General features: G+C 41.2%; 14 protein-coding genes. 8 read left to right on the top strand and 6 right to left on the bottom strand.

Annotated features, from left to right (window positions below; genetic code table 11):
* Positions 1-235 precede the first annotated feature (235 nt).
* Positions 236-1,132, bottom strand: a complete 897-nt coding sequence (locus VE944_RS03235) for an alpha/beta fold hydrolase (RefSeq protein ID WP_324972184.1) — start codon at positions 1,130-1,132, stop codon at positions 236-238.
* 497 nt (positions 1,133-1,629) lie between these two features.
* Here VE944_RS03235 and VE944_RS03240 point away from each other — a divergent pair, with 497 nt between their 5' ends.
* Complete coding sequence (locus tag VE944_RS03240; RefSeq protein WP_324972187.1) at positions 1,630-2,226, top strand: hypothetical protein; 597 nt, start codon at positions 1,630-1,632, stop codon at positions 2,224-2,226.
* A 302-nt stretch (positions 2,227-2,528) separates the two neighbouring features.
* A complete protein-coding gene (locus VE944_RS03245) occupies positions 2,529-3,329 on the top strand; it encodes an armadillo-type fold-containing protein (RefSeq protein WP_324972190.1) in 801 nt (266 codons plus the stop codon).
* A 49-nt stretch (positions 3,330-3,378) separates the two neighbouring features.
* Here the strand turns inward: VE944_RS03245 and ftsE are convergent, their stop codons facing one another.
* Both ftsE and VE944_RS03255 read right to left on the bottom strand, forming a co-directional pair.
* The gene (gene ftsE, locus VE944_RS03250; protein ID WP_324972193.1) at positions 3,379-4,125 is read right to left on the bottom strand and encodes a cell division ATP-binding protein FtsE; all 747 of its coding nucleotides are present in this window, start codon (positions 4,123-4,125) and stop codon (positions 3,379-3,381) included.
* Between the two features lie 200 nt (positions 4,126-4,325).
* Positions 4,326-5,081 carry a WecB/TagA/CpsF family glycosyltransferase gene (locus tag VE944_RS03255; RefSeq protein ID WP_324972195.1) on the bottom strand — a complete coding sequence of 252 codons (756 nt, stop codon included), beginning with the start codon at positions 5,079-5,081 and terminating at the stop codon, positions 4,326-4,328.
* A 322-nt stretch (positions 5,082-5,403) separates the two neighbouring features.
* Here VE944_RS03255 and VE944_RS03260 point away from each other — a divergent pair, with 322 nt between their 5' ends.
* The 3 genes from VE944_RS03260 to VE944_RS03270 all read left to right on the top strand — a co-directional run bounded on the left by VE944_RS03260 (position 5,404) and on the right by VE944_RS03270 (position 8,375).
* Positions 5,404-6,123, top strand: a complete 720-nt coding sequence (locus tag VE944_RS03260; RefSeq protein ID WP_324972199.1) for a response regulator transcription factor — start codon at positions 5,404-5,406, stop codon at positions 6,121-6,123.
* Positions 6,124-6,272: 149 nt separating this feature from the next.
* On the top strand, positions 6,273-7,946 hold the full coding sequence (locus VE944_RS03265; RefSeq protein ID WP_324972202.1) for a SpoIIE family protein phosphatase: 1,674 nt from the start codon (positions 6,273-6,275) through the stop codon (positions 7,944-7,946).
* 3 nt (positions 7,947-7,949) lie between these two features.
* Positions 7,950-8,375, top strand: a complete 426-nt coding sequence (locus VE944_RS03270; protein ID WP_324972205.1) for an ATP-binding protein — start codon at positions 7,950-7,952, stop codon at positions 8,373-8,375.
* 411 nt (positions 8,376-8,786) lie between these two features.
* On the opposite strand, the gene VE944_RS03275 is transcribed toward VE944_RS03270, so the two are convergent.
* Complete coding sequence (locus VE944_RS03275) at positions 8,787-9,203, bottom strand: ketosteroid isomerase family protein (RefSeq protein WP_324972208.1); 417 nt, start codon at positions 9,201-9,203, stop codon at positions 8,787-8,789.
* A gap of 410 nt (positions 9,204-9,613) precedes the next feature.
* Here VE944_RS03275 and queG point away from each other — a divergent pair, with 410 nt between their 5' ends.
* Both queG and VE944_RS03285 read left to right on the top strand, forming a co-directional pair.
* Positions 9,614-10,588: a tRNA epoxyqueuosine(34) reductase QueG gene (queG, locus tag VE944_RS03280; protein WP_324972211.1), complete on the top strand. Its 975-nt coding sequence runs from the start codon at positions 9,614-9,616 to the stop codon at positions 10,586-10,588.
* Entirely contained in the window at positions 10,563-11,198 is a 636-nt protein-coding gene (locus VE944_RS03285) for an HAD-IA family hydrolase (RefSeq protein WP_324972214.1), read from the top strand. The genes queG and VE944_RS03285 overlap by 26 nt, the downstream gene beginning before the upstream one ends.
* Before the next feature lie 118 nt (positions 11,199-11,316).
* Here the strand turns inward: VE944_RS03285 and VE944_RS03290 are convergent, their stop codons facing one another.
* A complete protein-coding gene (locus VE944_RS03290; RefSeq protein ID WP_324972217.1) occupies positions 11,317-11,691 on the bottom strand; it encodes a hypothetical protein in 375 nt (124 codons plus the stop codon).
* A gap of 223 nt (positions 11,692-11,914) precedes the next feature.
* Between VE944_RS03290 and VE944_RS03295 the strand changes: the two genes are divergently transcribed.
* Positions 11,915-12,445, top strand: a complete 531-nt coding sequence (locus VE944_RS03295; protein WP_324972219.1) for an orange carotenoid protein N-terminal domain-containing protein — start codon at positions 11,915-11,917, stop codon at positions 12,443-12,445.
* A 336-nt stretch (positions 12,446-12,781) separates the two neighbouring features.
* Here VE944_RS03295 and VE944_RS03300 read toward each other — a convergent pair whose 3' ends face one another.
* Entirely contained in the window at positions 12,782-13,546 is a 765-nt protein-coding gene (locus tag VE944_RS03300; protein ID WP_324972223.1) for an ABC transporter ATP-binding protein, read from the bottom strand.
* Positions 13,547-13,843: the final 297 nt, after the last annotated feature.

Raw genomic sequence — 13,843 nt, forward strand, 5'->3', positions numbered from 1 at the left:
CATACGTGTCAACTTAACGCAAAACCCTGGCAATGACGTTATATCAAGCTTACTCAATTACCAATTAAGTCGTCGGAACCCCACCCCGCTTTTGTCTAGCGACAAAACCTCCCCTCCCCGTTCACGGGGAGGGGATTAAGGGGTGGGGTAAAACGCCTGTGGGATAAGCGTTTTTACTTAAGTTGACACCAATGCACATCTGTGCACTCTTACCGGTGTACTACTGAACAAATCATTAATTAAGCAAAGGCAAAAATTGGCGAATTAACCCGATTGTCACTGCTGGCAATTCCAACTGGGGTGTTAACCCCACATCTTCCAACTGTTGAAAAAATCGGATTGCTTGGGGATTAATTTCGGCAAGGCGGCGACCAATTGAGGGGCCTGTAAATTCCGACCTTTGTCCCCAAATAATGGCGGTGGGAGTGGTCAGTTGTTGAATATAAAGGGATAAATCAAAGCATAAATCGCCACGGACAAAAGAGAGTGCTGCATACTCAGCATTAGGCTGTAGGGCAGATTGTAAATAAGCATCTACAATTTCTTGGTACACTCGATTAGATTGAGCAAATTGCCGTTGCTCTAAGAAGCTGCGAATACCCCCACTGGTGGCTACTCCAGTGCTGTAAAGTAAACGGTCAACAAGGGGAACGCTGATTAACTGGGCAAAAAAACTACGGGAGTAGTCTTCGCCAAAGTCGGAAAGTCCGGCGGGGGTAGTGAGAATTAAAGACTTGAATAAATCAGGATAATCTGATGCTACTCGAATTGTAAAGGCTGCGGTCAAAGAAGAAGCGATCGCTGTTACTGGTCCGGTACAAGTCTGCTCAAAAAACTCCCGAATCGTGATTAAATAATCTTCAATCTTATAACTCCGTACTGGATGCTCAGACCTACCCCAACCGATTAAATCTGGCGCAATGACCCGATATTCTGCGGCAAAAGCCGGATATACTTTCGACCACTCATAAGCAGAAGATCCACCACCAAAGGCGTGCAGAAACACTAAAGTTTCCCGATCATCTTTTGCTGTAAAATTTTCCTGCCAAGGTGATCCAGTGGCTGTATAATATACCATCCTACCTAGTGAGGTATTTATAGAGCGTTGTTCAAATCCTTGTGGTTGAAACATAAGTAATTTTTGTTGACTGTAGTATTTAAGTAGTACGAGTAATAGAGTCTTTCAGGAGATACGTAGATACGGAGAGAGCATTTGATAATTTATCCGCGTTACCGCATTTTCTTTAGTCACCTCAGAATACTTACCTATTTAGCTCAAACTCCTCACTCATTGTTATTATCGACGAACCAATGACTTTAGAACTTCTGCCTACCATTAAATTAAGTAGATATAAAATTACTAGATTACTTATAAAGATTTGGTGATTTTTTTCATAATAAAAAGTGACTGAGTGTTGAAATTACTGTCATGCAGGGGTTTTCATGGTAGCAAGTATCACTAAAGCGTGAATCAAATATAAGTTTTTATGCTAGTCTATCAAGAAACTCATAAATAATTTTGAGCGTCAAGAAGATTCAAAATGCTTATTTTAACAAGCTATTAATTCTAGTTCGACATGTAAAAACATAGCTTTTGATGTATTACTAAATCTAATTATTATCTAAGTAATGGTAAGACGGAATGTCATGGTACAGGCTACTCTTCAATTAAATAAACTACCAACGATTGAAGACGCTAAATTTGCACTTGACTTTAATATACAAAATGAAATTAAAGTTTCAGCTTGGGGGGATCAGGTCGAGTCAGCTATTGACGCTGGCAGAGTGACTGTACCTACTTGTATTTGTTTAAACTTAGAAGACTTAAAGTGTTTTGAACCAGTAGAGCGCCAATATGAACGCTGGGGAGTAATTTTTCACAATTCTATAGCAATACAGCCATCAAATCCAGCATTTCCAGCCTATTCAGGGCTAACAGTTTTAATGGGAGCGCCTAAAAGCGGATTTTTAGAAGCTACTTTCTTGCGTCCGGTTAATTCGGTTAGCGCCTTTGTCACTAGTTCGCAACGGTTAGTGCTTTCCGCCTACGATCGCGATCGCCAACTCATTGCTCAAACTGTACTACCAAGCGCCAATCTTGCCAATTCAGACTCGGCAATTTCCCCCAATAGCTTATTATCTATAACTGGGGATAACATCTACAGCGTTACCTTCTGTGCTTTTGATGGGCAATTCACCCTTGATAACTTTCGTTTTTGTCTTTAAAAAGCTTTTATACCCTTGCTCTGAGCCATTTAAAATGGTATCTTGATTTCCGCCGTGCTGGACTAATCTACTATAGACCTCTTGCATAAATCCAAAATAAGAAGCCTACCCCGCCAAAGCTGCGCTTTGTCTCCCCTCCCCTTGATAAGGGGAGGGGTTGGGGGTGGGGTGTTAGGGACTTTTGCAAGAGGTCTTATGCTGTCCTTAAAAATCGCGCATCTTGTGGTTTGGGTCTTCACCCTTTCTTCAACCGTAGTAAAACTTATACAATAGTTAATTTCGTAATCAAGTAGGTAAACACTGTGGCACAGGCTTCGTCTTCTTGGCAGCAACTGATCAACCAGATCCCTAACTGGAACTGGTCGCATCCATTGTTCAAGACAAAGGGAGCAACAAAGCAGCAAACATTTAAGCGCTTCTCTGGGCCTGGAGGCTTTCTTGGGTTCTTGACAATTGTTGTTGCCATGTTGTTGTGGAACTGGATGCTGCTATTGGCTCTCTCAATCGGCGTTGGGATAATGGTATTGGTTTACTCAATGCAGGAGTGGGACTGGCAATTACACTGGTCTAAGATACGTAACTTCTTAAAAAGTTCAAATCGTCGGTTAGCTTTAGCAGTCATAAGTGGTGGTCTTGCTACTGTCACTACTTATATGGCCGCTGCAATTTGGGTTGACTCTCACAGTTCCTGGATTGCTGCTGGTGCTATTGTGCAAGGCGTGGGAACACTGTTGACTTTAATTTTATTGGTCTGGCAAATTGTCAACTTTTATGAAAATCGAGAAGAAGACCACCTCGATCAGTTGTTGGTAAATTTAACAGAAAAAGAAGATCCATTAAAGCGGATGATTGCCCTACGTCAACTAACTAAAGTCATCAGCCGTAAGCGAGTTGATTCTTCAGTGCAGCAAGATATTGTCAAATGCTTGCAACTCCTACTCAGTCGAGAAGAAGAAGTTGCGATCAGAGAGGCAGCTTTTAAGAGTTTACAAGCCTGCGATGACCTCCGGTCGGTCGGAAACCATCGCTTACAAGTTCTACCCCCCAAAACAGCATCAACTTTCACACCCGTATCAGCAAAAGTCAAGCACCACATTTATTAGTTATTTGTCCTTTGCAAATGACCAATGACCAATGACTAATGACAAATAACTATTTTCGAGACAACTGTCCATTGCGAACTTGCACTACCGGATGATTGCATCGCCGTACCAATTGTTCATCGTGAGTGCTAACAATTACTGTAGCTCCAAAGGAATTTAACTTCTGGAGAATCTGAATCACTTGCCAGGAATTATCTGGATCGAGATTTCCAGTCGGCTCATCCGCCAGTAGTAGGGGTGGTGTACCAACGATCGCACGAGCAATACTCACCCGTTGTTGCTCTCCCCCAGATAGTTGATCTGGAAAGCAGTCAGCTTTACTCAGTAAACCTACCAGCTTCAAGGTTGGTTCTAAGCGTCGTTGAATTTCTTTACGGGTATACCCTTGAGCTTGCAGCACAAAAGTCACATTTTCCGCTACTGTTCGCTGGGTAATCAGTTTGTAGTCTTGAAAGACAATGCCAATTCGTCGCCGCAATAATGACAAGCGATCGCCCCGTAAACCCGCTACATTACATCCATCAACAATTACTTCTCCCTGCGTCGCTAACTCCTGGCCATACAACAGTTTCAAAAGCGTTGATTTACCAGAACCACTTGGCCCTGTGATAAACAGAAATTCTCCCTTTTTTACCTCAAGGTTCGCATTTAACAAGGCGTGAGTGCCATTAGTATAAGTCTTGCTTACAGATTGCAATTGCACCTTGACAGTAGTATTGCTAACCTGCTGTTGAGTTTTATTGTCCTCTCTATGAACTGAGTTGTTTGTTTTAACTTGAGTTGTTAATACTGGCATTGTTAAATTTTCCTTATCCCCACAACCAAATAGCTTACGGGTTTAGATTAGCTTATTCCTCTCAAAAATAAGGATTCCCAGGTTTTGCCTGGGAATTGAAAATTTAACAAAGAAAATTTAAATTTTTTGAAGACTTTAATACGAACTAAGTAATAGCACCCATATATAACTTAGCATTCCCTACTCCCCACTCCCCACTCTCAACTAATTGCACCCCTTGCCGTCAAACGATAAACAAACGCTTTCACAGCAAACGCTGGCAAAGCCAACATCCGCCGCCAACGCCAAGGTTCTTGATAAAGCCGATACAACCATTCCAAATTATTATTTCCTAACCAGGCGGGAGCGCGAGTTTTAGTTCCCGACCAAATATCAAAACTACCACCAACACCAATCCAAATTGCTTGGGGACACAAATGGCGGTTTTTGGCAATCCATAACTCTTGACGTGGCACTCCCAAACCGACAAAAATCACTTGTGGCTGCAATTGAACCAGAGTTTCTCGCAATTGTGCTTCTTCTTCTGGGGAATGGTAGCCTGAGTGAGTGCCTACTATACTCAAATCTGGAATTTGCTGCTGCCAAAAATCTGCCGCAGTTGAGGCTACTCCAGGCGCTCCTCCATAGAAAAAAACCTTTGCCCCTGTTTTCTCTTGCCCGATTTCTTGCAAAAGTTTTTCTGCTAGTTCAATCCCTGGAAAACGCTGCACTTTTTGCCATAATAGCCATCGCAAATACAGAACAACCCCAGCTCCATCTGGAATCACTAGTTCAGCATTTTTAATGACCTGAGCTAGGATTTGATTCTGCTCTGCCTGCATAGTCATTTCTGCATTGAGCGTTACTACATGAATTCCTCTGCCTGCACGCAGGCATTCTAACAACCAGCCTGGATAGTTAGCCATCACATGAACTGGTATTCCCAACACTGAAAATGCTTCATTGCCTTTAGACATAGCCTATTCTGGATTAACCTCACACCAGATTTACTTGAATGTTAAGTTTATCAAATTTTTTATATTAGAACTTAAGCACGAGAGATTCCCATTGCCCTGCAACAATAGAAAGCATAACTAATTAGTCTTGGGCGCTTGTACTTGGGCTGAACCAGTCCAAATTTGATTGTTGAAGTGTAATATTCTACTAAGTATAAAACGCTTAACTCGTAACTCTGGTTCCGGGAACAGAAACCCCCACTATACTACTTGCAATTAGTGTGGGAGTATATCACAAAATTCGACTTTCTGGTTAAGGTAGTGTAACGGTCTGAAGTTGACTATGAGTAAAATTCGTATCGCTCTGATTGAAGATCATGACCTAACTCGTGTAGGTATTCGGACAGCACTACTGCAAAAGGATGACATTGAAGTTGTAGGTGAAGCTGCCAATGCTGCTGAGGGGCTAAAGATGTTAAAAATGGTACAACCAGATATTGCCATTATAGATATTGGTTTACCAGATAAGGATGGCATTGAACTGACACGGGAGGTAAAATCTACTGCTAATGGGCAGCAGCTATTAACAAAGGTGTTAATTTTGACACTACGGGATAACAAAGAAGCTGTATTAGCAGCTTTTGCGGCTGGTGCAGACTCTTACTGTATGAAAGATATCAAATTCGATAATTTGCTGGAAGCAATAAGAGTAACTTACAATGGCAACGCTTGGATCGATCCCGCGATCGCTCGGATTGTATTACAACAAGCGCAACAAAATCCCCAAAAATTGGAATCAGCTTTTGTAGATACTAAGACCATTGCCTCTAACCCTGATTATGTCGAGAATCTAGAAGGAATTCAACCTTACACCCTGACAGAAAGGGAATTGGAAGTGCTACAGTTGATTGTCGAAGGTTGTAGTAATGCATTAATTGCTGAAAGGCTTTATATCACTGTTGGGACTGTTAAAACTCACGTTCGCAATATTTTGAATAAGCTATGTGCCGATGACCGTACCCAAGCAGCAGTCCGCGCCTTGCGTTCTGGGTTAGTAGGATAAGATTAAATTGAGTCAACAGTTATCAAGTTTTAAAACACTGATAACTGATAGCTGTTGAAAATGATTAGTTATTAATTTTTGGTTGATTCTCAGGTGGGATAAAAATTATATTATCTCGCCATTCAAATATGTGAAAACTAAAGTCAAATATGGCTGAAATCGGGGTGGACAAACTTAAGCTCATGGTGGTAGATGATGAGCCAGATAACTTAGATTTACTCTACCGCACTTTTAGGCGAGATTTTCAAGTATATAAAGCCAATCATGCCTTTGGCGCACTGGAAATCTTGGATCAGTTTGGTGAAATGGCGGTGATTATTTCTGACCAAAGAATGCCAGAAATGAATGGCACCGAATTTTTTAGTCACACCGTAGAGCGCTTTCCAGACACGATTCGGATTTTGTTAACTGGTTTTACTGATGTCGAAGATTTGGTGGATGCGATTAACTCCGGTCAGGTATTCAAGTACATTACCAAACCCTGGAATCCTGAACGGCTCAGAGCCTTAGTTGAGCAAGCCACTGATACATATCGTCTAGTTAAGAAGCGCACCCAAGAGTTGGGTCGGGCCCTACAGCGAGAATCTTTGTTTAATGCTGTAACAACGGCAATTCGAGAGTCTCTAGACTACGACAGTATGCTGCAAAAAATTGTCGCAACTATTGGACAAACATTTGAAGCTAGCAATTGCTTGCTCAGACCAGTAGAGGGCGATCGCCTCACACAAGACCAGTTCTTATACCGCGATCCGAAATCAGATGTATCAGATTGCTTCTTCGACCCCAGTGTTTTAATTGAAAAAGTGCTGGAAACCCGTCATTATCAACTTGCTCAAGATGTATATGAGGGTAATCCTTCTCACCATCTGGTAGTGCCACTTAGCTATCAGCAGCATTTATTGGCTGTGCTGGTTCTTCACCAATGGGGACGCGATCGCCCTTGGCAAGATGAAGACATCCAACTGATTGCAGGTGTTGCCGAACAAGCAGCCTTAGCCCTATCTCAAGCAAAACTCTACCAGCGCCTCCAAGAAAAGCAACAGCAAATTCACAATGAGTTGGAGGTAGCCCGCCAAATTCAATACAACTTGCTACGCCAAACTTTACCTGACATCAAAGGTGTGAAGGTGCAAGCCTGCTGTTACCCAGCGCGGGAAGTAGGAGGCGATTTTTTTGAAGTTTTTGTCCATCCTAAAGGCGATTTGTGGTTAGCAGTGGGTGATGTCTCTGGAAAGGGTGTCCCAGCTGCTTTATTTATGGCTAGTATTATTTCAGTATTGCGCCGAGAATTATCTCAAGAAGCACCAGCCGAGCCAAATGTGGTCATGCAGAACCTCAACCACGCTCTCAGTGAAGACTTAATTAGCAACAATTATTTCATTACTCTTGTGTTAGCTTGTTATACCCCTAGCACGAAGGAACTTGTCTACACTAATGCTGGTCATATTTATCCACTGTTATGGTCACGTCAAGGTGCTTTAAATGACAATCCCAATTACTTGAAAGTTCGCAGTGTTCCTTTGGGGATCTTGCCTAAGTGGCAGGCACAGTCTGGTCGCTTGGTTCTCGCGGCTGGAGACACATTGTTACTGGCCAGCGATGGAATTACAGAAGCTACGGTATCAAATAGCTTTGCTCTTCCAGGAAAAACCGAGTCTGGCGTTGACCCAGTTAACCGTTCTATGCTGAATCAAGATGGTCTTTGGCAACTTTTGCAACAAGAGGAACAACCGCTTTCTCTTAACCATTTACTAGCTCGCATCCAGGCAGACAACCACGTTCAAGAAGATGATCAAACTATACTTTCACTGGAGATTTTGTAAGTAATGAAAAGTGAGCTTCACGTACCAAGTGACTTGAGTTTTCTGAATATTGTCGAAACCTGGCTGCTGGGATGCTTGAAAATCCAGTTAGGAGAATCTGTAGACTGGTCACGACAATCAAGCCGTTTGAGATTGGCTTTAGTAGAAGCTTACTCAAATGCAGTCCGTCATGCCCACAAGGACAAACCAAATTTACCTATTTTACTACGTTTGGAAGTTAAAAATCGGGATCTTGCCCTCGAAGTTTGGGACTACGGCGAAGGCTTTGATATGTCTGACTACTATGCTCCAAACCCGATGGAAAAACAAGAGGGTGGTTATGGTTGGCTAATTATGAATCGTCTTATGGATAAAGTAGACTACCAGTTGCAGATTGATGGTGCCAACTGTCTAAAGTTAGAAGCTACTTTACCCGAATTAGTGAATTGACACTCCCCCGTCAAACTGACGTTGTGACGGGAGATGCAAGATCACAGAAACTTGCTTTTTGGTACAAGTAGCAACGAGTCTTACAACTTCTCCAAAAGCTTAAAGTCCGGTATACCCTACCGTATTTGCACTATACGTGTCTTTTTACTTATCCTAATTATGCTGCTTCGTTTTCACAACTATAGGAGGTTCTTTTGACTGATAATATTTTATCACAAACCCTGCCCACGATTCATGTCACCACCAAACTTTCTGTCGGTTGGCTCTTGCGTTCCTTGTGGTGAGAGTCGTCTCGTGGAAGAGAGATAGACAAAATTTACTACTTTTCAAGTAATGTGTTATGTAAATTTACTGTGATTGGATTTTGTTTTGGGTAGGATCAAACATTGCCTAAGGTATTATACTTATTTACTAGTTTTCACGACGTAAAGAAAGTAACTCTTGGGGAGAAGCTAAAAGTTTGATTTTAGTATATGAAATTTGCCGTTGTTGGTTGAGGATGAATAACCACAAGACATTCACACTACACCACGAAGTTTGTGCTTTGCCTGTTACTTGCACTTGAATTGTAGCATTTTCTAAAGCCTCAGCTATTCCCGTATTGGGATAAGCTTTAATGTTTTGGCCTTCTTGTTTTAAGTAGGCAGCGATCGCATGTGTTCCCACAATATCAGATTCAAATGGTGGACGCATTACACCATCTTCCGCAAATAAGGCAGCAGTTGCCTCAAATTCTCCTGCATTTAAGGTTTCAAAGTAACGCAGTACACTTGTTTCTGTAATTCCCTCAATTTGGAATTCTTGTTTCAACTGTTCAGCAGAGGTCACGTCGCTTCGCTCCAAATTCAAAATTTAAAACTAACAATCTCCATAAATTTATTTATGGAGTTGTATCTTTTTTTACGATAAAGTAAAAATATCTGTATTATGTTACCTAAATATTAATTTCAATACAAAAATAGCTAAAAAGAAACCTGCTGTTGAGATAGATTGCCACATTTGTATAAATCTTCCTGACGATGGTAGAGATGTTGCAATCTAGCGGTTTTCAATTGCATAGAATACAGACCACTCGTAGGGGCACAGCATTACTGTGCATTTACCATGTTTTGAATCCAAAGGAAAATTTCTATAAATAAAATTTATATATAGGGTAAGCAACAAATGTTAATCAAATATATTTACTAAGTAATGTAAAATTAAATCGCCTTTATTTAGGCAAAATCCAGATAAAAAAAATGAATCAGTATTCCGTAACAAGCAGCAATGTAGTGAAAGAGAAAGCCGGCGAGTTGGGTTTTCACAAAGTTGGAATTGCTGCTGTAGATAGGGTAGATGCTATAGAAGCGCAGAGGTTACAAGCATGGATTGAACTGGGTTATCACGCTGATATGGAATGGATGGCTAACCCAAAACGTCAGGATATTCGCAAAGTTATGCCAGAGGCGCGATCGCTAGTGTGTGTGGCGCTAAATTACTATACGCCACATCAACGGAAAGAAGGCGAGGAATACGCCAAAATTTCTCGTTATGGCTGGGGAAGGGATTATCACAAGGTAATGCACAAAAAACTCAAGCAGCTAGCCATCTGGTTAGAATCACTTAGTGAAGGTGTATTAGCTCGTTATTATGCAGACACTGGCCCAGTGCAAGATAAAGTGTTGGCTCAACTTGCCGGAATTGGTTGGATTGCCAAAAATGGTAATGTGATTACACGGGAATATGGCTCTTGGGTATTTTTGGGAGAAGTGTTGACTAATTTGGAATTAGAGAGCGATCGCCCGCATACAGAACACTGTGGTAGCTGTACTCGTTGTCTTCAGGCTTGTCCTACGGGTGCAATTACTCAGCCTTTTGTCGTGGATGCTAATCGCTGCATTGCTTATCATACGATTGAAAATCGAGCAGAGGAATTGCCAGAGACAGTAATACCCAATTTACAAGGCTGGGTTGCTGGTTGTGATATTTGCCAAGATGTTTGTCCTTGGAATCAACGTTTTTCCCAAACAACCGATATTGCAGAGTTTCAGCCTTATCCTGGGAATATTGCTCCCAAACTGCTAGAATTAGCCCAAATCTCAGATCAGGAGTGGGATAAACAATTTACAGCATCTGCCTTGCGGCGGATTAAGCCAGAAATGTTACGACGCAACGCCCTAGCTAATCTTGACGCATCCAGGCGAAATAATGACCCCGAAAGTAATTATTTTTGATTTTGATGGCACTATTGCCGATACAGTAGATGCCCTTGTAAGTATTGCCAATCGTCTAGCTATAGACTTTGGTTATAGACACATAAGCCCAGAGCAATTATCCTTCCTTAAAAACTTAACATCTAGGGAAATTATTAAATACTCAGGAGTTTCTCTATTTAAGATACCTTTTTTAGTTAAAAAAGTTAAAGGAGAGTTAAAAAATAAAATCCCAGAATTAAAGCCAATTCCAGGAATTAAAGAAGCATTAACGGAACTCCAGAAGGAAGGATATAAATTAGGAATTATCACTTCTAATTCTAAAGACAATGTTACGCAATTCCTTACAATGAATGATTTAAATCACCTATTTGATTTTATCTACTCAGGAATTACGATTTTTGGTAAAACAACCATAATCAATAATGTATTAAGGCAACATCAACTCCAACCTCAAGAAGTTATTTATGTTGGAGATGAAACCAGAGATATCGAAGCATCAAAGAAAGCAAATATCCAAGTGATTGCAGTAACTTGGGGCTTTAATTCACCGCAAGTACTAGCCAAGCAAAATCCAGATTATTTAATTCAGCACCCTAGCGAACTATTAGAAGTGATGAATGGTCATTAATTAATCAATAGTCAAAAGTCGATAGGGAAAATCTTAACTATTGGCGATTCACCAAAAGAGTAGGGTGGGCTATGTATATCAATGCCCACCCTAAAAAATAGCAAAATATCTGGAAAACTTAATTTTTCCGTTCACCCATTTCCAAAGCTTGTTTTACTAAATCATCAGTGACATTAGTTACACCCTCAGTCTTAGAATTCCCAACTTCCTTTGCTAACTCGAGAAAATCATCAGGATTACCAGTTGACTGCGCTTGAGTTGTTGTCTCTACTGGTTTAGAGATTTGATATTGAGGTGCAGTGGCTGCATCGGCTGCTGCTGCGCCTTCACCTGTGCGATCAATTTCACTAACGCTGAATTGTTGTGCAGTTGCATAATCAGCATCAAAATCGACCTTTGGCGCTTTTTCTTCACCACTAGCTATGCTTTCGGCAGCTAATTGAGCATCATGGGTGGGAGCTTCATTAACATTGGGCTTTACTTCATCAGGCATAATTAAAATCCTTAGCTTAAATTTTTTATTGCTTACTCGAAAGAGCATAACAAAGTCATGAGCTACTTTACTTGCTCCCTTGGGAGAGGCTTTACCTCTATTAAAAGATAGATTAAAGCTGCGATTTGCAATTAATATAACTCTTTCTCTTGATAGTAGAATCTGATGCTCAAACTTTGGTAAGCCTTAGTTTAACGTGTAAAATTTCTTTGGAAATAAAATTATGACCGCAAGTTACGATAAAACTATTTCTCAAGCCCAGAGCAATGAATCTCAAAATTTGGTAGATGCATTTAACAATTTAGATACCGATGCAAAATTAGCCTGGTTCTATTTAGTTTATAAAAAAATGGGTGATTCTATCACACCAGCCGTTCCATCTGCTGCCGAACCTGAGTTAGCACCACTTTTGCTAGGAGATTATTTTGAGTTATCAGATGAGCAGCAATTAGATATTATGCGGGATATAGTTAACCGCAAAGATACAGAATATTCCCGTGCTTATGGGGCGATAAAAGAAAACAATCAGCTGTTAGTTTGGTATGCTTGGGCAGTAGCTATGGGGGATAAGGTGGTTGACTTACCAGCTAGCTATGAACCAACTAAGGCAATTACTGATCTGGTTTCCCAGATTGAAGGATTAGATTTTGATGAGCAAATTTCGGTGTTTCGGACAATAGCTGGTGAAGTGGGTTACACCGATGTTAAGCCAATTGAGACGCAAGCACAAACTGGAAAAACGTCTAGTTTGTAATCGTAACTGGCGACTAGTACCGCAAGGCGGAAGTCGCCCCTTTTGGGGAATTAAAAATTAAGAATTAAAAATTAAAAATTTAGGAATTTTTCTCAATTTTTAATTTTACATTTTCAATTTTTAATTGGAGCGTACTCTAAGGGAGAAGCAAGCTACGCGCAGGGTCTGGTAGAGAAGCGACGGTCAAAAGTCAAAAGTCACCATGCTTTAATTTTGAGTTTTCTGCCTGTAATGAAATGGTAGGTCATCTCCGCCGGCCTAGACTAGAAGTCTCGGCTATACAAACAAAGTCCGCCTATCCTGTGAGAAAGCCAAGGGTAGGCGGACTTTAATAAGTTATGACATAGCAACGCTACTCAAGTCAGATGGTGTCAGATTGGAGTGTACTACTTGACCATCTCGAAACCAAACGATGCGCTGGGTTTGACGAGCAACTTCTGGTTCATGAGTTACCATGACAACGGTAATTCCACTGGCATTGAGTTCGCTAAAAATATCTAAGACTTCTTGGGTTGTGCGCGAATCAAGTGCGCCTGTGGGTTCATCGGCTAAGAGTACCACAGGACGATTAACGATCGCCCGCGCGATCGCTACTCGTTGTTGTTGTCCACCAGATAGTTGAGTTGGTTTGTTGTTGAGGCGATTTGCTAAACCTACTCGCGTCAGAGCTTCTGTTGCGCGATCGCTTCTTTCTTTTGGGTTCACACTAGCATACACCATTGGCAACATCACGTTTTCTAGTGCTGTTAGTTGGGGCAATAAATGGAATTGTTGAAACACAAACCCCAGCTTTTTATTACGGATGTGTGCTAATGAGCGATCGTCCATTTGGGCTACATCGAGGTTATCTAAGTAATAATGTCCGTCTGTGGGACGGTCGAGACAACCGATAATATTCATGGCTGTGGATTTACCAGAACCAGAAGGCCCCATGATTGCACAATATTCGCCCTGTTCCACGATTAGGTTGACATCATTCAGCGCTCGTACTTCTGTTTCACCACTACCATAAATTTTAAAAATGTTTTCTAGTCGAATGATTGCTGGTTTCGGTACAGCATTAGGAACCAGGGAATCGGTAATTGTAATAGTGTTTGCCATAAGGAAATAAGTAATCTTGGACTGGGAAGAGAACGGTTTATAGCATTTTGGATTTTGGATTTTGGATTGTGAACGCCAGTGCGTCTGCTAGAGAAAGAGTTGCTGGTAAATGCTTTGAGCGCTCCATCTCTCGCAATCATTGTTCAAATTGGTATTATCTAATTATTACTATAGTAACCACTATCACAAGACAAATTGTCGGGTTGCCGTTGCGATCGCCGTGCTGTTGGTAACAAACTTCGTGATGTCAGCACACGGACGTTTCAATCCCTAATAGGGATTTTGATGAATTGCAAT

Origin of the sequence: Nostoc sp. (assembly GCF_035638895.1) — a bacterium.
GTDB lineage: Bacteria > Cyanobacteriota > Cyanobacteriia > Cyanobacteriales > Nostocaceae > Nostoc.